Annotated in this window: 15 protein-coding genes and 3 tRNA genes; 6 read left to right on the forward strand and 12 right to left on the reverse strand. The window is 32.3% G+C overall.

All coding sequences use genetic code 11. From position 1 onward, the window contains the following. Positions 1-359 precede the first annotated feature (359 nt). The 6 genes from VBY68_RS09620 to VBY68_RS09645 all read right to left on the reverse strand — a co-directional run bounded on the left by VBY68_RS09620 (position 360) and on the right by VBY68_RS09645 (position 8,747). Positions 360-581 carry a heavy-metal-associated domain-containing protein gene (locus VBY68_RS09620; protein WP_099214139.1) on the reverse strand — a complete coding sequence of 74 codons (222 nt, stop codon included), beginning with the start codon at positions 579-581 and terminating at the stop codon, positions 360-362. Between the two features lie 161 nt (positions 582-742). Beyond that, positions 743-3,160: a heavy metal translocating P-type ATPase gene (locus VBY68_RS09625; protein ID WP_415269589.1), complete on the reverse strand. Its 2,418-nt coding sequence runs from the start codon at positions 3,158-3,160 to the stop codon at positions 743-745. A gap of 87 nt (positions 3,161-3,247) precedes the next feature. After that, positions 3,248-3,808 (reverse strand): helix-turn-helix domain-containing protein, encoded by a 561-nt coding sequence (locus tag VBY68_RS09630; protein ID WP_099214141.1) that lies wholly within the window; start codon positions 3,806-3,808, stop codon positions 3,248-3,250. A gap of 51 nt (positions 3,809-3,859) precedes the next feature. Then, complete coding sequence (locus tag VBY68_RS09635; RefSeq protein ID WP_415269590.1) at positions 3,860-4,834, reverse strand: MBL fold metallo-hydrolase; 975 nt, start codon at positions 4,832-4,834, stop codon at positions 3,860-3,862. A gap of 181 nt (positions 4,835-5,015) precedes the next feature. After that, positions 5,016-6,053: a methyltransferase gene (locus tag VBY68_RS09640; protein ID WP_415269591.1), complete on the reverse strand. Its 1,038-nt coding sequence runs from the start codon at positions 6,051-6,053 to the stop codon at positions 5,016-5,018. Between the two features lie 132 nt (positions 6,054-6,185). Next, positions 6,186-8,747: an ATP-dependent Clp protease ATP-binding subunit gene (locus tag VBY68_RS09645; protein WP_099214144.1), complete on the reverse strand. Its 2,562-nt coding sequence runs from the start codon at positions 8,745-8,747 to the stop codon at positions 6,186-6,188. 308 nt (positions 8,748-9,055) lie between these two features. Between VBY68_RS09645 and gyrA the strand changes: the two genes are divergently transcribed. Next, on the forward strand, positions 9,056-11,557 hold the full coding sequence (gene gyrA, locus VBY68_RS09650; RefSeq protein WP_099214145.1) for a DNA gyrase subunit A: 2,502 nt from the start codon (positions 9,056-9,058) through the stop codon (positions 11,555-11,557). 16 nt (positions 11,558-11,573) lie between these two features. Then, entirely contained in the window at positions 11,574-12,812 is a 1,239-nt protein-coding gene (locus tag VBY68_RS09655; protein ID WP_415269592.1) for a tetratricopeptide repeat protein, read from the forward strand. Positions 12,813-12,886: 74 nt separating this feature from the next. Here VBY68_RS09655 and VBY68_RS09660 read toward each other — a convergent pair whose 3' ends face one another. Together VBY68_RS09660 and VBY68_RS09665 are read right to left on the reverse strand one after the other, a co-directional pair. Then, positions 12,887-13,660, reverse strand: coding sequence for a C40 family peptidase (locus VBY68_RS09660; protein WP_415269593.1), 774 nt, complete (start codon positions 13,658-13,660; stop codon positions 12,887-12,889). Between the two features lie 25 nt (positions 13,661-13,685). Then, positions 13,686-14,861 (reverse strand): acetyl-CoA C-acyltransferase, encoded by a 1,176-nt coding sequence (locus VBY68_RS09665; protein WP_415269594.1) that lies wholly within the window; start codon positions 14,859-14,861, stop codon positions 13,686-13,688. Positions 14,862-15,068: 207 nt separating this feature from the next. Between VBY68_RS09665 and VBY68_RS09670 the strand changes: the two genes are divergently transcribed. The 4 genes from VBY68_RS09670 to VBY68_RS09685 all read left to right on the forward strand — a co-directional run bounded on the left by VBY68_RS09670 (position 15,069) and on the right by VBY68_RS09685 (position 17,465). Beyond that, a complete protein-coding gene (locus tag VBY68_RS09670) occupies positions 15,069-17,111 on the forward strand; it encodes an HD family phosphohydrolase (RefSeq protein ID WP_415269595.1) in 2,043 nt (680 codons plus the stop codon). 91 nt (positions 17,112-17,202) lie between these two features. Continuing rightward, a tRNA-Ser gene (locus VBY68_RS09675) sits at positions 17,203-17,284 on the forward strand. 26 nt (positions 17,285-17,310) lie between these two features. After that, positions 17,311-17,385 (forward strand) — tRNA-Pro (locus VBY68_RS09680). Between the two features lie 6 nt (positions 17,386-17,391). Further along, positions 17,392-17,465, forward strand: a tRNA-Arg gene (locus tag VBY68_RS09685). A 65-nt stretch (positions 17,466-17,530) separates the two neighbouring features. Here VBY68_RS09685 and VBY68_RS09690 read toward each other — a convergent pair. From VBY68_RS09690 to VBY68_RS09705, 4 genes are read right to left on the reverse strand one after another with little or no spacing between them, the layout of a single operon-like run. Then, on the reverse strand, positions 17,531-18,631 hold the full coding sequence (locus VBY68_RS09690; protein WP_047789765.1) for a Card1-like endonuclease domain-containing protein: 1,101 nt from the start codon (positions 18,629-18,631) through the stop codon (positions 17,531-17,533). Continuing rightward, entirely contained in the window at positions 18,628-19,218 is a 591-nt protein-coding gene (locus VBY68_RS09695; protein ID WP_047789764.1) for a hypothetical protein, read from the reverse strand. Before VBY68_RS09695 ends, VBY68_RS09690 begins: the two co-directional genes overlap by 4 nt. Beyond that, positions 19,211-20,665 (reverse strand): phospholipase D-like domain-containing protein, encoded by a 1,455-nt coding sequence (locus VBY68_RS09700; protein WP_047789763.1) that lies wholly within the window; start codon positions 20,663-20,665, stop codon positions 19,211-19,213. The genes VBY68_RS09695 and VBY68_RS09700 overlap by 8 nt, the downstream gene beginning before the upstream one ends. Next, positions 20,655-21,983 carry a hypothetical protein gene (locus VBY68_RS09705; protein WP_047789762.1) on the reverse strand — a complete coding sequence of 443 codons (1,329 nt, stop codon included), beginning with the start codon at positions 21,981-21,983 and terminating at the stop codon, positions 20,655-20,657. Before VBY68_RS09705 ends, VBY68_RS09700 begins: the two co-directional genes overlap by 11 nt. Position 21,984 lies beyond the last annotated feature (1 nt).

Genomic DNA, 21,984 nt, shown 5'->3' on the forward strand with positions numbered 1-21,984 from the left:
CGCCACCCCAAGCCTAATCGGGTCGCCACCCCAAGCCTAATCGGGTCGACACTCCTTGCCTAAGGGGAGTGACACTCCCTCGGTAAGGGGAACGATGCTCCCCGCCTAAGGGGAGTGTCATTCACTGCCTAAGGGGAGCAACTTCAAACAAGTAAAAAGGTAAAATATTCGTATTGTGTAGAAAAATGTTTGTTAGGTGCTGTGGTGTATAAAGAAACCATTTTAAAAAACAAATACACCCCAAAGAGGAGTGTATTTAAGTGTAAAGTTTTATAAATAGTTAACTTAACAGCCAACAAAAGCACAGGTGTTCTCGCTTGTTTTAATTTGTACCGTAAGTGAGAGTCGCGTAATTGTTTTTATACTAAAGGCTCTGCTTTAAAACCTTTACTTTTTACAATAGCAATTACTTCATCCGCAGTAATTCCTTTAGAACTTACGGTAAGAATTTTGTCATCAAAATTAGTATCTACATTCCAATGGCAAATACCTTCAGCATTATCTAAATCAGCTTGTACTTTTGATACACAACCTCCGCAGTTAAGGTTAGTTTTAAATTTTAGTTCTTTATTGCTTTCCATTATATTAAAAATTTACTTGTTATTGAATACTACAAATTTCAGCACAACACCGTTATTTTTTGTTGTACAATTTAAAGATTGATTTATGAGATTTACAGATTTACTTACTAAGTAAGGTTTGAAATATTCCGACACTTGACTTGTTAGTGCCGAAATACTTGTTATTTTTTCCATTTTAAACGTAAACTATTGCTAACCACACTAACACTACTCATAGCCATAGCTGCACCAGCAATCATAGGATTTAATAAGAAACCATTAATTGGGTATAAAATACCAGCTGCAATAGGAATACCAATAAGGTTATAAATAAATGCCCAAAATAGGTTTTGTTTAATAGTCGCCACCGTTTGTTTTGATAGTTTTATAGCCTGCGGAATTTTACTTAGATCGGATGATATAATGGTCATTTTAGCAACATCCATTGCAATATCACTACCTTTTCCCATGGCAATACTAACATCAGCAGTAGCCAACGCAGTACTATCGTTAATACCATCACCAACCATGGCAACAGTTTTTCCTTGTTGTTGTAATTCTTTTACAAAGTCGGCTTTATGTTGTGGTAATACTTCAGCTTTATAATGTTGAATACCTGTTTCTTTAGCGATAGATTTTGCAGTAGCTTCGTTATCACCCGTAAGCATATATAACTCAATATCCATAGCCTGTAGCTCCTTAATAGCTTGTACTGAGGTCTCTTTTATTTTATCTGAAATAGCAAGTACAGAAAGTGCTTCCTTATTATTAGCAAACCAAATAACTGTTTTGGCTTGTTTGCTCCATTCATTAGCCTGTTTTAAAAGTTCTTCCGCTATGGTAATCTTATTTTCAGCCAATAACTTTTTATTACCCACAAAAAAGGTTTCCTCATTATAATCTGCCTTAGCACCTTTCCCCGTAATACTGTCGAAATTTGTTAGTGGGGTAGTGGAAGTATCTCCTAAAAACTTTACAACAGCTTCTGCTAATGGGTGTTCAGATTTTTTCTCAATACTTAAAAGAATGTTCTTAGCAGTATCATTATTCTGTAACCAAGATATACCAGTAACTTCTGGCTTTCCTTCGGTAATAGTTCCTGTTTTGTCTAAAATAATAGCGTTTACTTTTTTAGCAGATTCAAGGCTTTCAGCATCTTTAATTAAAATACCGTTTTCAGCACCTTTACCCACACCCACCATAATAGCGGTAGGAGTAGCAAGTCCTAAAGCACAAGGGCATGCAATAACCAGTACCGTAATACCAGCTAATAATCCTTGAACAACTCCGTTATCTCCACCTAAAACAAACCATATAATAAATGTAATAACAGCAATACTCATAACTACAGGTACGAAAATACTGGCGATTTTATCAACTAATTTTTGTACAGGAGCCTTACTACCTTGTGCATCTTGCACCATTTTAATAATCTGAGCAAGCATGGTTTCTTTTCCAACTTTAACAGCTTTAAACTGAAAACTTCCTTTCTGATTAATGGTTCCTGCAAATACTTTTTCATTTTCTTCTTTTAGTACCGGAACAGGTTCACCACTTAACATGCTTTCATCTACATACGAGCTTCCTGTAGTAACCATACCATCTACCGCAATTTTTTCTCCTGGTTTTACAAGAATAATATCACCTACGTTCACTTCTTCAATAGCAGTTTGCTTTTCCGTTCCGTCAGGTTGTATCACAACAACGGTTTTAGGTTGTAAACCCATCAATTTTTTAATGGCAGATGAGGTATTTCCTTTGGCTTTTTCTTCCAATAATTTTCCTAAAAGAATAAATGCAATAATAACTGAAGCAGCCTCAAAATATACATGTGCTTCTAATCCTCTAGATTCCCAAAACTTAGGAAATACCATGTTAAATACACTAAATATATAAGCAATACCCGTACTTAAGGCTACTAGGGTATCCATATTTGCAGAACGATGTTTGGCTTGTTTCCATGCATTGATAAAAAAGTCTTTACCAAACCATAGCAACACTGGGGTAGAGAAGGCCCACATAATAGGGTTTGCATAAGGCATATTCATAAAAAACATACCAATAATAACCACAGGTAACGAGAGTATTACCGACCAAATGGTTTTAGTTTTTAATTGGTTGAATTTCTTTTCGTGAATTGCTTCTAAGGTTTCTTGCTGTTTGGTTTCGTCTTCAATTAACAAATCATAACCCGCACCTTGTACAGCTTTTTGCAGTTTTGTAGCATTGGTCATATTAGGAAGGTATTCTACCGTTAAGTTTCCGCTAGCAAAATTTACTGAAGCATTAACTACGCCTGATTCAAAGCTAACAATACTTTCAGCACTTCCTGCACAAGAGGCGCAGGTCATACCCAATACTGGAAAAACTTTTTTAACAGTAGTAACACCGTACCCCAAATCTTTTATAGTAGTAACGGCATTAGCAAGAACTTCTTCGCTACTAACTGTAATGGCAGCTCTTCGGTTGTTTAGTTCTACTTTATGAGTTTCAATTCCATTAACCTTTGCTAACCCTTTTTCAACGATTAAAGCACAGTGTTCACTTTCCACACCTTCTAAGGGGAGGTAAATGATATCTTTATTATTATTTGTTGCCATTTTTTTCTTGTATGAATTTGTATGCTACAAAGTTGGCAATAAGGTAAAGAAAATTTATTGTGGAATTTTGTAATTGATTTATAAGATTTACACCTCGTCTAACGGTGTGCGTTTGTCTTTACGGATTTTTTTGAAGTGGCTCGGGGTTAATCCTGTTACTTTTTTAAACTGATTACTTAAGTACGCTACGCTTGAATAGTGTAAACGGAAAGCAATTTCACTCAACGATAATTCATCGTAAACAAGTAACTCTTTTACCTTTTCTATTTTTTGGGCAATAAAATACTTTTCTATAGTAGTACCTTCTACTTCAGAAAAAAGGTTAGATAGGTAGTTGTAATCGTGATGTAGTTCGTTGCTTAATAATTCAGATAAATTGATTTTTGTTTCACTGTCTTGATGGTGCACTAAATTGATGATTAGGTTTTTAATCTTTTCAATAATGCGACTTTTTTTATCGTCAATAATCTCAAACCCTAAACTAAGTAAGGTTTTGTTTAAATGTTCTCTTTCTTCGGAAGTAAGCTCTTTTTCAAGTGTAACTTCACCTAATTTAATATTCTTTACACCCACACCTAGCTTGTCTAATTCATTTTGAATTACCATAATACAGCGATTGCAAACCATGTTTTTGATTGTGAGTGTCATAGTGTTTTTAATTATAGTTGTTAGGTTTACAAAGATAAAAAGAAGTGATTGCTATAAATCAAAAACAGTTTCAATTTCTGCAATTCTATATCCTTGTGATGTTACAAATTTACTTTCTTCACTAGTAGGATTTATTATAGGGTTTGTATGGTTGAAGTGAATAAAGATAATTTTGTTCTTTTCTTGTTTACTTAAACCTTTAAACTTATCTAAACTTTCAACAATAAAAGGATGTGGTATCTGGCTAATATCTCTACTATTTATTTCTTTTCCACTATAAAAAGTAGCATCTAAAAAAGCATAGTCTACTTTTTTAATTTCATTAATAATGTTTTTGTCCCATTTTTCCCACTTGTCAATATCAGGAATAAACAAAGCACTTTTATTAGGGCCAGTTATGCGATAGCCCACGGTTTCAGAATACTCATCTCTATGAGGAACAATAAGCGGAGTAACCTTGATGTTTTTGGTTAACTCAATTGGTCTTTCATTTTCTATTTGATGAAGCTCTATGTTTTTTCGAGTAATCAATTGATCCCAAGGACCATTTTCTGATAGAAACTCTTTCATTCTAGGCATAGTATACACAGGTGCTTTGTTAGCATCCATAGCTTCTTTACCTAAAAACATTAAACCTGTATAGTGCCCTATATGAGCATGTGTTAAAAATATTCCATCTGCAATTTCTTTATCACTTTTACCTTCTAATTTAGTAAGTGTCTTCATTTGTAACGCAATATCTGGAGTTGCTTCAAACAAGTAGGTTTTTTGATGTTGTTTGTCAATTACTCCTAATGAAGTTACCTGTCTTTTTTTATCAGGATTCTTAAAAAGATTAGCACAACACTCTTTTTTGCATGCAATTTGAGGAGAGCCTGCGTCTTGAATAGTTCCAAGAATTACAATGGAAACATTACTTATACTTTGTTTTGATAGAGTGTTTGTTTTTAATGTTTTTTCTGAAGATGTGTTACCAGCACATGAAAGAATAAAAAGTGTAATGAAAAGAATGCAGTATTTATTCATTTTGCAGTTGTGTTAATGCTAATGTGTTTTAATTATTAGTAGTTGTAAGTTTTAAAAGTACTAATTTTTACTTTCTTCTTGTTGAAGTAAGAAAATAGTAGAACAAAAAATCCCGAGTATTTTGCTCGGGATTTTTATTGATCTTCGTTTATTTTGGTATGACGTTTTTTAGTTTTTAAAATTATTTAACGGCAATAATGGCACTTGTAGGGCCTGTTAAATGCATCATTCTAGTATTGCTAAAACCTGCCTCTTTTGCCCATTTATTAAAATCTGAGAGTGTAAAATCGTAGCCTTCATCTGTTTCAATAATCATGTTTAGCGACATCATTAAACCAAAAGTATTTTTGTTTCTGTCATTATCAATAATATTTTCAATAATGATTAGTGCACCATCTTTAGGTAGTGCATTATAGGCTTTTTTTATGAGCATTAATTTATCTTTTGTACCCCAATCATGAAGAATGTTTCCCATGGTAATAACGTCTGCTTTGGGTAATTCATCAGTAAAGAAGTCACCTGAGCGAGTTTCTATTTTGTCGTTTAAGCCAAAATGGTTTACATTTTCTTTTGCTATTGGTTCAACAGCAGGAAGGTCAAAAGAGATACATTTTATATGTGGGTTATTTTTAGCTATTTGTATTGATAAATATGCTCCAGAACCACCAACATCACATAGCGTGTTGTATTTAGAAAAATCAAGATCACGAGCTAATTTTATGAAATTTCCAGCCTGAACACCTGACATTCCGTGTATAAATTCTCGGAGCTTATTTTCATCTGCATAAATTGCTTCAAATAACGGTTTGCCACCATTTTTTGCCTCGTTTTGTGGTTTTCCAGTAATTAAAGCTTCTTCTAGGTTGTTCCAAAAAGGATACAATCTGTTGTTAGACATTTCCAATATACCTCCCATATAGCTTGGTTTGTTTTTATCTAAAAACAAATTGGAGTCTTCAGAATTACTATATATAGCGCTTTCTTTTAATCCAGAACGTTGTAAGAAGCCTAAAGCAACTAATGTGTCAAGAAAGTCGTAAAGAGATCTATCATGAAGTTTGAGCTTATCTTGAATTTCTTTTCCTGATAATCCCCCTTTGCCTAAATGTGTGAATACCCCCATTTTAACTGCAGTAAGTAAAGTTTTTGAAGCCCAAAAACCCATACCTACCTCCATGATTCTTGAAGGGGTAATTTGGTTTTCATTTATTGAGTTCATAGTTTAGTTGTTATAATTAATCTTTTCAGTCTTATCAAGTTCAATTATTAGGGATAAATGAAACTAGTTTATGAGCAGGGGTAAAATCTGAGGGATAAAAAAATCCCGAGTGTTTTGCTCGGGATTTTTATTTTATTGGTCTTCGTCTATTTCGGTACGAGTCTCTTTTGGTTTTTCGCCTTTTTCTATTTTTATGATGAGTTTTTTGTCTTTCTCATCTAAATCCATAAAGATGGTGTCACCTTCATCAAGTTTTGAGTTTACAATTTCTTCAGCTAATGCATCTTCAATGTATTTCTGAATAGCTCTTTTTAATGGTCGAGCACCATATTGTTTATCAAAACCTTTATCGGCAATATAATCTTTGGCTTTCTCACTTAAGTGTAGCTTGTAACCTAAATCATCAATACGTCTTAGTAATTTGTCTAATTCAATATCAATAATCTTATGAATATCTTCACGCTCTAATGAGTTAAAGATTACAACATCGTCAATACGGTTTAAGAACTCAGGAGCAAACGATTTCTTTAAAGCACCTTCAATAATACTTTTAGCGTGTGCATCTTCTTGTTCTTTTTTAGAAGCAGTTCCAAAACCAACACCACCACCAAAATCTTTAAGTTTACGAACTCCAATATTTGAAGTCATAATAATAATGGTGTTTCTAAAATCTATTTTACGACCTAAACTATCAGTTATGTGTCCGTCATCTAAGACTTGTAACAGCATGTTAAATACATCAGGATGCGCTTTTTCAATCTCATCTAATAAGATTACAGAATAAGGTTTACGGCGTACTTTTTCGGTTAACTGTCCACCTTCTTCATAACCAACATATCCTGGAGGTGCACCAATTAAACGAGAAATGGCAAACTTCTCCATGTATTCACTCATATCAATTCTAATTAAAGAATCGTCAGAGTCAAACAACTCACGCGCTAGTACTTTAGCTAACTGTGTTTTACCAACACCAGTAGAACCTAAGAAGATAAAAGACCCAATTGGTTTGTTAGGATCTTTTAATCCAACACGGTTACGTTGTATAGCTTTAACAACTTTAGTAACAGCTTCATCTTGACCAATTACTTTACCTTTTATTAATTGAGGTAATTCTGCCAAACGGCTACTTTCTGCTTCGGCAACACGATTTACAGGAATTCCTGTCATCATTGATACTACTTCAGCAACATTATCTTCAGTAACAGTTTCTCTATGAAGTTTAGAATCTTCTTCCCATTGGTGTTGTGCAGATTCTAAGGCTGTTTCTATATTCTTTTCGTCATCACGAAGCTTTGCAGCCTCTTCATACTTTTGTCCGCTTACCGCTTTAGTTTTACGTCCTCTAATTTCTTCTAGTTTCGCTTCTAATTCTAAAATTTGCTGCGGAACTACAATGTTTGTAATATGAATTCTTGACCCAGCTTCATCTAAAGCATCAATAGCTTTGTCTGGTAAAAAGCGATCAGTCATATAACGATTGGTTAATTTTACACAGGCATCAATAGCTTCATCAGTAAAAGTAACATGATGATGCGATTCGTATTTACCTTTAATATTATGTAAAATTTGTATGGTTTCTTCAACGGTAGTAGGATCTACGATTACCTTTTGAAAACGACGTTCTAAAGCACCGTCTTTTTCAATGTTAGTTCTATATTCATCAAGAGTAGTTGCACCAATACATTGAATTTCTCCTCTTGCTAAAGCTGGTTTTAACATGTTAGAAGCATCTAATGAACCTGTAGCTCCACCAGCACCAACAATTGTATGAATCTCATCAATAAATAATATGATATCATCATTCTTTTCTAGCTCATTCATCAACGCTTTCATACGTTCTTCAAACTGACCTCTATATTTTGTTCCAGCTACCAAGCTGGCTAAATCAAGAGAAACAATACGTTTATCGAATAAGATTCGAGATACTTTTCTATCTACAATACGTAAAGCCAATCCTTCTGCAATAGCAGATTTACCAACACCTGGTTCACCAATAAGCATTGGATTGTTCTTTTTTCGTCTACTTAAAATCTGAGAAACACGCTCAATTTCTTTTAAACGACCTACAACAGGGTCTAACTTTCCTGCAACTGCTAGGGCTGTTAAATCACGTCCGAAGTTATCTAAAACAGGAGTTTTAGACTTTTTAACTTGTTTTCCTTTTTGTGGTTGTTGACCATAAGGATTTGACTTTTCGTCAGCAAACTCATCATCAGATGGAGTTTCTCCTATAGGTGAAATAAACGTATCATCATCTACATGTAGCTCTTTGTACAAGTTTTTAGCCTGCTCATAATCTACATCATATTTTTGAAGTAGTTTTGTGGTAGGATCATTCTCGTTACGTAAGATGCACAGTAGTAAATGTGCAGTGTCTATTGCGTTACTTTGATATAATTTAGCTTCTAAAAACGTTGTTTTTATAGCTTTCTCTGCTTGTCTGGTAAGATGTAAACTCTTCCTTTGAGGGCTTGTTAAAGATGGGGTCGTAGGATTTAGCTTTTCTAGTTTATTGCGAACTAAATCTAAATCAACATCAAAAGTTGTTAATATTTCAATGGCTTTTCCGTCACCTTTCCTAATCAAACCTAACAAAAGATGTTCCGTTCCAATAAAGTCATGTCCTAGTCGTAAGGCTTCCTCTTTACTGAAAGTGATCACATCTCTAACCTGTGGTGAAAAATTATCGTCCATAAATTTATTTTCTGTCTCTGTAAAGTTAGTAAGTTTTTTTCTTAAAAATTACAAAAAAGGTGCCAATAGTTTTTAACTGACATTCTGACGAGTAAAATAAGGCGTTTTAATGTTTAATAACCTTATAAAATTGTTAATAAATAACCGCAAAACAGTCTATATATTTTTTGTGTAAAACTGAGGGTTATAGTATCTTGCAATGTTTTAGAAAATGCAGAGAACTAGAAAGCATTTTAAAAGTGAGTTTTATCGAGTGTAAAATTCACTTTTTTGACGAAAATAAATACTAATATTTTAAAAGAAAATATATGGCAGATGGCGAAAAGTTGATACCTATCAACATTGAAGAGCAAATGAAGTCAGCATACATCGACTATTCTATGTCGGTGATAGTATCGAGAGCATTACCAGATGTAAGAGATGGTTTAAAACCAGTGCATAGAAGAGTATTATTTGGTATGCATGAATTAGGAATTAAAGCTACAGGAGCATATAAAAAATCTGCAAGAGTTGTAGGAGAAGTGCTTGGTAAGTATCACCCACACGGAGATACTTCGGTGTACGACTCTATGGTGCGTATGGCACAAGATTGGAGTGTGCGTTATATGATGGTTGATGGGCAAGGAAACTTTGGTTCTGTTGATGGTGATAGCCCTGCAGCAATGCGTTATACTGAGGTGCGTATGCAGAAAATATCAGAAGAAATGTTGTCTGATATTGAAAAAGATACTGTAGACCATAAGTTAAACTTTGATGATACTTTACAAGAGCCAACGGTATTACCAACACGTATTCCTAACTTATTAGTTAATGGAGCGTCAGGTATTGCAGTAGGTATGGCAACAAACATGGCACCACATAACTTAACAGAAGTTATTAATGGTACTATTGCCTATATTGATAATAGAGACATTGAGATTGATGAGTTAATGCAACACATCAAAGCACCTGACTTTCCTACTGGAGGAATTATTTATGGATATGATGGTGTAAGGGATGCTTTCCATACAGGTCGCGGACGTATTGTAATGCGTGCTAAAGCTACTATTGAAGAGGTAAAAGGACGTGAGTGTATCGTTGTAACTGAGATTCCTTACCAAGTGAATAAAGCAGAAATGATTAAGAAAACTGCTGACTTGGTTAATGAAAAGAAGTTAGAAGGTATTGCAAGTATTCGTGATGAATCTGACCGTAAAGGAATGCGTATCGTTTATATATTAAAGCGTGATGCAATTCCTAACATTGTCTTAAACAAGTTATTTAAATATACACAATTACAAACATCGTTTAGTGTAAATAATATTGCGTTAGTAAAAGGTCGCCCAGAGCAATTAAATTTAAAGCAGTTAATACATTATTTCGTTGAACACAGACATGAAGTAATTGTTCGTAGAACAGAATTTGAATTAAAGAAAGCAGAAGCTCGTGCTCATATTTTAGAAGGATTAATCATTGCTTCGGATAATATTGATGAGGTAATTGCAATTATTAGAGGTTCTTCAAATGCCGATCAAGCACGTGAAAAATTAATGGAGCGTTTTGAATTAACAGAAATTCAAGCACGTGCCATTGTTGAAATGCGTTTACGTCAGTTAACAGGACTAGAACAAGACAAACTACGTTCTGAGTATGATGAAATCATTAAGACTATTGCAGATTTAAAAGATATTCTTGCTAATGAACCAAGACGTTACCAAATTATTAAAGATGAATTATTACACATCAAAGAGAAATATGGTGACGATCGTCGTTCAGTAATTGAATATGCAGGAGGAGATATGAGAATCGAAGATATGATTCCTAACTCTAAAGTAGTAGTAACTATTTCGCATGCTGGTTATGTGAAGCGTACAAACTTAGATGAATATAAAGTTCAGAATAGAGGAGGACGTGGACAAAAAGGAGCAACTACTCGTAATGAAGATTTCTTAGAACACTTATTTGTAGGTACCAACCACCAATATATGTTGTTCTTTACTCAAAAAGGAAAAGTATTCTGGATGCGTGTGTACGAAGTTCCAGAAGGAGGAAAGAATACAAAAGGTAGAGCTATTCAAAACTTAATAAATATTGAACCAGACGATAAGGTAAAAGCGTTCTTAGTAACAGGTGATTTAAAAGATGAAGATTACATCAACAATCATTACGTTATTATGGCTACCAAACGTGGTCAGGTTAAGAAAACACCTTTAGAGCAATATTCTCGTCCAAGGGCTAATGGTATTAATGCTATTACCATTAAAGAAGGAGATGAGTTATTAGAAGCAAAGTTAACTACTGGAGATAGCCAAGTAATGTTAGCACTTAAATCTGGAAAGGCAATTCGTTTCGAAGAAGCCAAAACACGTCCGATGGGAAGAACAGCTTCAGGAGTTCGTGGTATTACATTGTCACATGAAAATGATGAGGTAATTGGTATGGTAGCTGTAAACGATATGGAAAGTAATATCTTAGTAGTTTCAGAAAAAGGATATGGAAAACGTTCTAATTTAGAAGATTACCGTATAACAAACCGTGGAGGTAAAGGAGTTAAAACGTTGAATATATCAGAAAAAACTGGTAATTTAGTCGCTATCAAGAATGTTGATGACTCTAACGATTTAATGATTATTAATAAATCTGGGTTAACTATCAGAATGGCTGTAGAAGATTTACGCGTTATGGGTAGAGCAACTCAAGGAGTTAAGTTAATCAATATTAAAGATAATGACGATATTGCTGCAGTAGCAAAAGTTATGCACGAAAAAGATGAAGAAGAAAATGGCACGGAAATTGAAAATGAAACGAATGAAAGTCAAGAACAACAATAAATAAATCATAACAAAGATGAAAAAACAAATCTTAGCCCTTTCTTTAGGATTAATGTCGTTAGGGGCAATTGCTCAAAAATCAGAACTTAAAGCTGCTGAGAAGGCTATAAAAAAACAAGATTTTACTGCAGCATTAAGTACCCTTAACGCTATTGAGGGTTCTTTAATGATGAACGGTGAAGATAAATATAAGTCTAAATTCTATTTCTTAAAAGGAAAAGCATTAGCTGCTAAAAAAGATTACAAGAAGGCAGGAGAGGCTTTGAATGCTTTAATAGCAATGAAAGAGAATAAGTATACAGACGAAGCTAAACCTATTTTAAATCAAATGATTCAAGAGGTGTCAAATAAAGCAGTAGACTTATATAATAATAAAAAAGACTATAAAGGTGCTGCTGAAGACTTCTACTTAACATATACATTAAGTCCTACGGATACTTCTTTTGCTTATAATGCTGCGGTTTCAGCTACTCAAGCTAAAGACTATGATAAAGCAATTGAGTATTATAGAGAGTTGCAAAAAATAGGTTATACAGGTGTTGAAAAACAATATGTAGCTACTGATAAGGCAACCGGAAAAGTAGAGAGTTTCGGCAATGACAAAGCTAGAAGAGATCTAATGGTGAAAACTGGAGGTTATGTAAAACCAGAGACTAAATCTTCAGAGTCAAAATCAGCAACAATTGTTAAAAATGTAGCTTTAATATTAAAAGAGCAAGGAAAAACTGATGAGGCTATTGCTGCTTTTAAAGATGCTCGTGCTTCTAATCCTAAGGATTTAAATTTAATTTTAAATGAAGCTCAACTTTATGTTGATATGGGTAAAATGGATAAGTTTGGAGAGTTGATGAATGAAGCTGTGGCTTTAGATCCAGAAAATCCAACTTTATATTATAACTTAGGTGTTGTAAACTTCAATGAAGGAAGAGTAGATGATGCTAAGAAGTATTACACTAAAGCAGTTGAGTTAAAACCAGATTATGCTGATGCTTACATGAATTTAGCAGTAGTGGTTTTAAATAAAGAAAAAGCTATTGTTGAAGAAATGAATAAAAACTTATCAAATTTTAAAAAGTATGATGAGTTAGCAGCAAAACAAAAAGAAGTTTATAAAGAAGCTATACCATTCTTAGAAAAAGCTGACAGTTTAAATAGAAATGTAGAAACTGTAAAAACTTTAATGAATTTATATGAAGTTTTAGAAATGAGTGATAAAGCTTCTGAATACAGAGAGCTGTATAAATCAATGAAATAAGAAATTATTCAGATAATAAAAAAAAACCGAAACTTTTTAAAGTTTCGGTTTTTTTTATGTTATAGAATTAGTTTTTAATCAACTAAACGTTTTATAACTCTAAGTTTGTGAGTGTGTTGTTGTGTGTCAACATTATAAATACCGCTATGGTCTAACTTGTCAATACGAACTTTTCCATGAGCATGTATAATATTGTAATCATTCATAATAATCCCCACATGAGTAATTATACCTTCTTCATTATCAAAAAAAGCTAAATCACCAGGTTCGCTCTCTTCAATAAAACTCAATACTTCTCCTTGAGTTGCTTGTTGTTTAGCATCACGAAGTAAGTTGTACCCACATAACTTATACACAGTTTGTGTAAAACCAGAGCAGTCAATACCAAAAGGCGATTTACCTCCCCACAAATAAGGAACATTTAAGAATAAAAAAGCAGTTTCTACAATTGAAGATTTAGCCAGTTTGCTATTACATACTTTGCCCTCATATAAAAAGGAAGTGTTGTTAATGTTTATTTTACTATTCTTAAATAATGGAAGACGAGCTCCCATAGGAATAGTAGTTAAGTTACTATTATTATCAGTAATAAAATCAATTAATTCACCAGCATAGTGCTTTTTCTCTTTAGATAAAAGAGTATGTGTTTCTTCTGAAATTTCTTCGTATTGTTTATTATCGATGTATCCCTCATAATTATCAAAAGCTAAACGGATTCTACTCCACTTTTTAGATTTTTCTAAGACTTCAAAATGTTCACCAAAAACAACTTGATTCACCATTTCTGAAGCATCAGAAGGTTCTAATCGAAGAGGAACAATACTCAAATTACAAATTCCGAAAGACATCTACTAATAGGGGCTTTTAAAACAATTAAACTCTTTCAATAACCATTGCACTAGCACCACCACCACCGTTACAAATTCCAGCAGCACCAATTTTAGCATTGTTTTGTTTTAAAATAGAAGTTAAGGCAATAATAATTCTAGCTCCAGAAACTCCTAACGGGTGTCCTAACGAAACCGCACCACCATTTACATTTACTTTGTCAGCTGATAAACCTAAAATTTTCATGTTAGCTAATCCAACTACAGAAAAAGCTTCGTTTAATTCAAAATAATCAACATCATCAATAGAAACCCCAGCTTTAGCTAAGGCTTTTGGTAATGCCTTTGCAGGAGCAGTTGTAAACCATTTTGGTTCGTGAGCAGCATCAGCATAACCTTTAATTTTTGCTAGTGGAGTTAATCCTAATTCAGCAGCTTTTTCAGCAGACATTAATACTAATGCAGCACCACCATCATTAATAGTAGAAGCATTTGCAGCAGTTACTGTACCTTCTTTTGTGAAAGCAGGACGTAAAGCAGGAATTTTATCCATTTTTACGTTTTTAAATTCTTCATCTTCAGAAAAAATGATAGGCTCACCACGACGTTGAGGTATTTCTACAGGAACAACTTCATCAGCAAATTTACCTTCACTCCAAGCTTTTGAAGAACGGTTGTATGATTCAATAGCAAAAGCATCTTGATCTTCTCTTGAAAATTCATATTCAACAGCACATTCATCAGCACAAACACCCATAGCTACTTGCTCATAAGGATCAACTAACCCATCTTTTTGCATTCCATCTTCCATCTTAATAGGTCCGAATTTAGAACCTGTTCTAGCATGTTGATAATGTGGAATCATACTCATGTTTTCCATACCTCCAGCTACAACAATTTCTGCATCACCTAAAGCAATAGTTTGTGCAGCTAACATGATAGACTTCATTCCTGATGAACAAACTTTGTTAACAGTAGTACAAGGTACAGTATCAGGAATTCCTGCAAAGATTGCAGCCTGACGAGCTGGTGCTTGTCCTAAACCTGCTGAAACTACATTACCCATAAAAACTTCCTCAACCATTTCTGGTTTTAAGTTAATTTTATTTAAAGCTCCTTTAATGGCTACAGCACCTAATTTTGGTGCAGGTGTAGTTGATAATGTTCCTAAAAAACTACCAATTGGAGTTCTTGCAACCGATACTATTACTACTTCTTTCATGTGCTACTATTTGTTAATTTTTATTTATCCCAATAACCAAAAACGACTAAAATAATAAAGCTGTTAAGTGCTTAATAATTATTTTTCTACTATTGATTTCATGTATTGGGTGAATTGTATTAAGATTTGTTTTGCGAAAATAACCATTTTATAACAAGTACTCAAATAATAGAGAAAGGTTATATTTACATTTTATAAACATCAAAAATGAACGATTTAATCAACAGACTGTACAAGAATAACACGATAATTTACAAAGTATTGTTGTTCTTAATAACAGTAATTGCCATAGTATACTTGTTTCCTAAGGGAGGACAGTTTAAGTATGATTTTCCACAAGGAAAACCTTGGCAATATGATAATTTATATGCTCCTTTTGATTTTGCTATTCAAAAAACTCCAGAAGAAATAGCAGAAGAGAAAAAGGAACTTGAAAGTGGATCCAAAAAATATTTTGTAGTCGATACATCAATAAAAACAGAAGTACTACGTTCATTTACCAATCAAGTTACAAGCCTAGACTCTTTATCAACTAGCGCGATTAGAGATATAATTAAAAAAGGAGGAAAACTTATCGATAAAATATACTTGTATGGTTTTTTAGATGATGCAAGTATTGATAAAGCTAGTAGAGGGGATGTAGTGGTCTTACGAAAAGGGAATTCTATAGATGATGTTCCATTTTCAAGATTAGTACAATCAAAAGATATTTTAAGTTTTTTACGAACCAATACAGAAGGACTTCAGTATTATAAACAACGCCTGCTCATTAATTATTTGTCAAGTAACTTACGACCTAATGTAACGTACGATTATAAGTATAGTGAAAAGGAGTTAAATGAACGCTTACAAAGTATTTCTTATGCAAAAGGAAAAGTATCAAAAGGAGAATTAATTATTTTAAAAGGAGATATTGTAGAAGGAAGAAAATATAATGTTTTAAAATCATACGAAGTAGCATCAAGTTCTAGAATTTGGACAAAATCAAATTATTATTGGATTGTATTTGGGTATACGATTTTAGTAGCCTTGGCATTGCTAATGTTATTATTGTTTCTTGAAAGATATAGGTTTGATACTTTTAACGATAATAATAAAGTAACTTTTATTTTCTTCAACATCTTTTTAATGATTTTTGTACAAACTATGGTGGTAAAATACAATTCAGATTACCTATATGTTGTTCCGTTAAGTATTTTGCCAATTGTACTTAAAGCTTTTTTTGATGCTCGATTAGGTTTGTTTACCCATGTACTAACAGTGTTGCTATTAGGATTTATTGTGCCAAATAGTTTTGAGTTTATTTACTTACACATTATTGCAGGAATTGTAACAATATTAACAGTGTCTGAACTATATAAACGAGCAAGTCTATTTATGTCTATAGGGCAAATTACATTAATTTATATGGTTACCTATTTTGCTTTTTCCATTTTAAAGGAAGGAAATGCAGATAAAATAAATTGGATGTACTTTGGACTATTTGCAGCCAATGGATTATTATCGTTCTTAGCAGTGTTTTTTATCTATTTTTATGAAAAACTATTCGGGTTGGTCTCTGATGTAACCTTGTTAGAGCTTTCTAATACAAATTCAAAACTATTAAGAGATTTGAATGAAAAAGCACCAGGAACGTTTCAACACTCTATGCAGGTAGCTAATTTGGCTGAAGCAGCGGCTAATGAAATAGGAGCAAACTCAATGTTGGTGCGAACAGGAGCATTGTATCATGATATAGGTAAAATGGCGAATCCAATGTATTTTACCGAAAATCAATCTACAGGCGTAAATCCACATAATGATTTATTACCAGTAGACAGTGCACGTATTATTTTAGATCACGTAATTAACGGTATTGAAATAGCAAAAAAGCATAAGCTGCCAGATAGAATAATAGATTTTATTCGTACACATCACGGAACAAGTGTTACTTATTATTTCTACAAGCAAGAAGAAGAAAATAATCCAGATGTTGATATTCAAAAGTTTCAATATCCAGGGCCAATTCCATTTTCAAAAGAAACAGCAATTTTAATGATGTGTGATGCAGCAGAAGCAGCTTCAAAAAGTTTAAAAAATCCAACAGCACAATCTATCGATGTATTAATTGATAGAATTGTAGACAAGCAAAAAAACGATAATCAGTTCATAAATTCAGATATTACTTTTAGAGAAATAGAAAAAATTAAAAAAATTATTAAGAATAAGTTAATGAATATCTACCACTTACGAGTTGAGTATCCAGAATAGGTAATTTTTTTATCAAAAAAGTTTGTAGAAACGTATATATAGTTATACATTTGCACTCGCAATTTTTAGTTCACGCTTCGGCAAGAATTAAGGAGAGGTGGCAGAGTGGTAATGCAGCAGCCTGCTAAGCTGTCATCCTTCGGGATGCCCGGGTTCGAATCCCGGTCTCTCCGCAAAAAAAGTTGTAGATGACACCAATCGGGGTGTAGCGTAGCCCGGTCATCGCGCCTGCTTTGGGAGCAGGAGGTCGCAGGTTCGAATCCTGCCACCCCGACACAATGGTCGCGTAGCTCAGCTGGATAGAGCATCTGCCTTCTAAGCAGACGGTCACAGGTTCGAATCCTGTCGCGATCACAATAAGCCTTGTTAATCTTTTGATTTTCAAGGCTTTTTTGTGTTTTAGGGGGAAGAATAGGGGGTTAGATGTTTAGTTTATTAATTAATTGGTCTAGTTTTTTATTGATATCATCTAATTTCTTTAATGAGATTAACTTTCCTTTTTTACTATTTGTTTGATAAGAAAAGACATCGATTCCTAAATCGTTGCATTTTTCTAAAATATCTTTTCTGGGAGTGTATCTACATATCAAGATTGATTTACTAGATATGCCACCGTATAAACGTTTAACAGTTCTTATTTTGTTTATATCTGCTTGGGTTACATTACCAGACTTACATTCTATAAGAATCATATTTTGACCTGTATTTAATACGATGTCAATTTCGTTTTTTGTGAGGTTTTGATTTTTTTTAGTTTGAATAGAAACACTCATTAATTGCTCTTTACACTTAGACCATTTTTTAGTAACCTCTGCAATTAATATTTCCCACCATAGACCACCAAATACAATTTTAAAAGCAATCTTACTATGTGCAGTTATGGTATGATTTGATAAATTAATTTTTAATTTATCATTCTTCCACACTACACCATATTTATTAAAGTTTTTACATGTATCTACTTTTATATCAGTATTTCTTACATTTTTAAATAATGCTTTTATACCTGAGTTATTGGTGGTTAATTGTAAAACTTTATGTGCTAGTTCTTTTTCTTCTTTGCTATAATCAGCTAGTTTATTTGAAGTAAAGTCTTGATGACCAGATAGATTAATTGATGTTTTAATTTTTAATGTACTATTTAATGGAGTAAATTCCTCTTCATTTAAATTAAAAATTCTGTTTTTTTGATCAATATAAAATACATCAAGCTCTAAAGATTTAAAAACACTTTGGCATGCAAGTGCCATTACTTTGGTGCCACTAGTTAAGTTTAGTTGGAAATTATCTTTTTCATTCTCAAAAACAATATTTTCTACTAGTTCTTTAATTCCTTTAAAATCATACGGATCTATTTGGTGTGGGTTAAATTTGATACCATTAAATTGTTTCTGGATAGGAGATATAGCTTCTCTTGTTTCTTTTGTATATAAGATATGAACAACATTTGGAGATTTCTCTTTTATACCCCAAAAAACAGGTAATGGTTGTCCTCCTAATAGAGTTATTTGACGTATCATACTATTTGATAATAATTTAGTTCTGGTTGGTCTTTATTTGGATCGTACACAATGTTTATAAACTCAGTACCCGGTAATGGTTTTCTTAATTCTTTTATGTAATCTTTAAAGTCTACATAAGTTATTTTTGCCCTATAGTCTTTACCAAATATAGCTGCACTAGCAACGGTAGCTTTTTTACCTCCCGTAATATCTAATGTTATATTAGAATCACTTTGATTAATATATATTTCTTTTAATGTTTTATATACCGTTTGAAACTTAGAATCTTTTAGTATCACAAGCTCAAAATCACTTCCTATATATTCTTCTATTCTATTGATGATATCATCTCGTACTTCTGTCGTTACGATAAAATGATGATCTGGATTTACAGCTTTTGCGGTTAAAATTAAAGGCTCTGGAGAAAACCCTAACATAGAAATTAACACTTTGTTCTCTTCTGGAAACAAGGTGCTGAATTGATCTGAAAATTTATCTATAACCTCGTGGAAAAGCTTGTCGTAATATAGGTTTTCAGCTAATTTAAAATTACCATGACTGGCAAGCTCTTTCCATTCTTCTAAATATTTTAATTGATTATCCATTTACGTTTAATTTCTTTTGGGTGATGCTTATTGAGTTATATTTTAACAAATATGATTCTTTAAAATTAGGTCTGCCCGCCTTTTCCTTTATTTTTAAGGTATTACCTGTCATTTCTGATAAGAAATATTTCCCGTTAATATTTGTAGCCACAACCTCTTTATTTGAGTTATATACTAGATAGATTGGATATTTTTCTAAGTTAGAATTTAAATACTTGTCTGTAAGATGTGACTCTATATTAATGTCAAGGTATGTTGTTGGGGGATTAATTTCTTTTATTCTACAATAATCATCATATGTGTTGTAATATTCCTCTTTAGTAGGGTTGATAATAAATTTATACGGAGCGCTTTTTATTTGCCATTGTATAAAGTTTTTAAACTCGATTGTTTGATTTCTATCTAATTTGTAACCAACTTCAAAACCATTGATTAGTCCGTGATTACCGTCTATATTAGCCGTAAAGATGAAGGCATTATTATTTGTTACAATCCCTTTAGAGTGGTTAAAATAATCACCATATATTTCAACTCCAAAATTGGCAAGGATTAAGCAGTTTTTTAGATGATCGGATCTATAATTCATACCTCTACAAAATAGCTTTATTTTGCCGCCTTTGTCAATAAACTCCTTTATGGTTTCTGTTAATTCAGGAATATGTTCTAAACCAACAACACTGTAGGATGAAATAACAATTTCATCTTTAGCAGTTTTTATTGATTTAATAAGTTCTTTAAATAAGCTATGGTTAGTCTCTTTCCAGGTAAATTTTAAGTTATTTGAATCTAATGGAGTTAACCAGTCGTTTTTCAATTTTGTATTACGAGATACAACAAATTGCTTACTATTAGATGCAGATTTAAAACTTGTGTATTCGGTACCATATTGAAATATGATATCAAATAAATTATCTAAAGATTTTAAAGAATCATTATCATTAATAAAAACACCAGATTCTGGATTTTGATTTAAAGAAGGTGTGGTAATATTTGCACTCATTAATATAGCGGAACTTCTATCTACTATAATAAATTTTGCGTGAGCTGCCTTAGCTGCTCTAATATGAGCACCATTATTATATAATTTGCTAACTATATCTATATGTGCTTGGTAAAAATTTTCTGTTTGTTCTTCTGCTGAGAGAAATGATGTTAATAATTTGGAATTATCTAGTTGAGTCAACACAAAAACAGCAGTTTTGTGTTCTTTTACTTTTTTTAAAAGTATTTCGTAAATTTCTATATCAGTAAGAATAAATGAACACAATTTAATACTGGTTTTTGCCGATTGTATTAAATTGATAATTTCCTTTTTTATAGATTGGATATAAGGCAGCGTGAGAAGCATATTAACTGATTGTTGAAATTCAGTCTTAATTTGTTCGTTGTTATTTATAAAGTAACCACCACTAAAAGAAATTGGAGAACTGGAATTATTATTTGTCATGATTAACTTGGTGCATAGTTAGTTTAATATCTATTTTTTCTAATAACTTAAATTCTTCTAAGAAAATTAACATTTCTCTAAAATATGGATAGGTCAATAATCTAGATACATAGTGATCAATTTTTAAGTCTTTTTCTTTTGCATTGTCTATAAATTTAATAATCTCCAATAGCTCTATAGTGTAATTACATTCTGTTTTAAAGTTAAAAAATGTTACCCAAACACCTGTGTTGAAATAGTTATTCTTTAGTAGGTAGTCTCTTCCTCTTTTTAAATTATTTATCAAAACCCTTTTATTTGAAGTTTTATTCAATAATTCTTTATCAATCATTAAACCTATTTCATTTTTGTCTGTAATGATATTGTTAAGAGGAATATTTTCAATTTCATACTCTGTTTCTAGAGCCTCCTTTAGATCTTGTTTTGATACCCAGAAAATTTTATCTTCATCATTTTTAACATCTATTTCATTCCAATTAGAGTTAAAGTTATATCTAATTTCTTCTGTGTTTTTATCTTTCCAAGAATCTAGTCTAAATTCAAGGTTTTTAATTCTTTTTTCTAAATTGACCTCAAACTGTTTAATATCATCATAACTACCTAAACTATCAAAGCCGTTTATTAATTCCTTGACAGGTTCTCCTCCTTTGTCGAATAAGCCTATTAAAACAGGCAATGACATTTTAGTAAAGATCATTTCATTAATAGCAATAAGGCCTTGGGGTATTGACAATGAATCTCTTTTGTCTTTTTCTACATTTATGATTGCATCATTTACTTTAGTTGGGTTAAAAGGAGTGTGTATAATATCTGGGGAGAATGGCTTTTCTGTTCTAATATTACCCTTATTATCTGTGTAAAAATTACACTCAAATTCTTCAAACATAGCCTGACGATATTTTTTATAATAAAGTTGAGAAGGTAATGGCTGGAAAGTTATACCATCTATAAAAAAATCATAGGATCTATTAATAACTTTTTTCTCAGTTAATTTTATTAATGTATTAAAGCCTAGTTGGCTTAATTGATTTTTATCTGGTGTTAAATATTTATTATCATGAAAATATTTTATACGATCTCTAACCCCCTTTTCTTTAACAGATAGTATATTAGCAATAACTGAATGGTTATTAGTTACTTGATTAAAAAGTTTTGCTATTCCAGTATCAAGTTCATCTAACGGACCTGGAGATTCATCTTTAATTTCTGAATGAACACAATAAACAGGGTATTGTATACATGCAATACCTCTAAGTAATTTTCCTTTTTCTTTTTGAGCTAAAATAAATCGCTCTATATCTAAGTTAAATAAAGCCATA

The organism is Tenacibaculum ascidiaceicola (assembly GCF_047470925.1).
In the GTDB taxonomy this organism is placed as follows: domain Bacteria; phylum Bacteroidota; class Bacteroidia; order Flavobacteriales; family Flavobacteriaceae; genus Polaribacter; species Polaribacter discolor.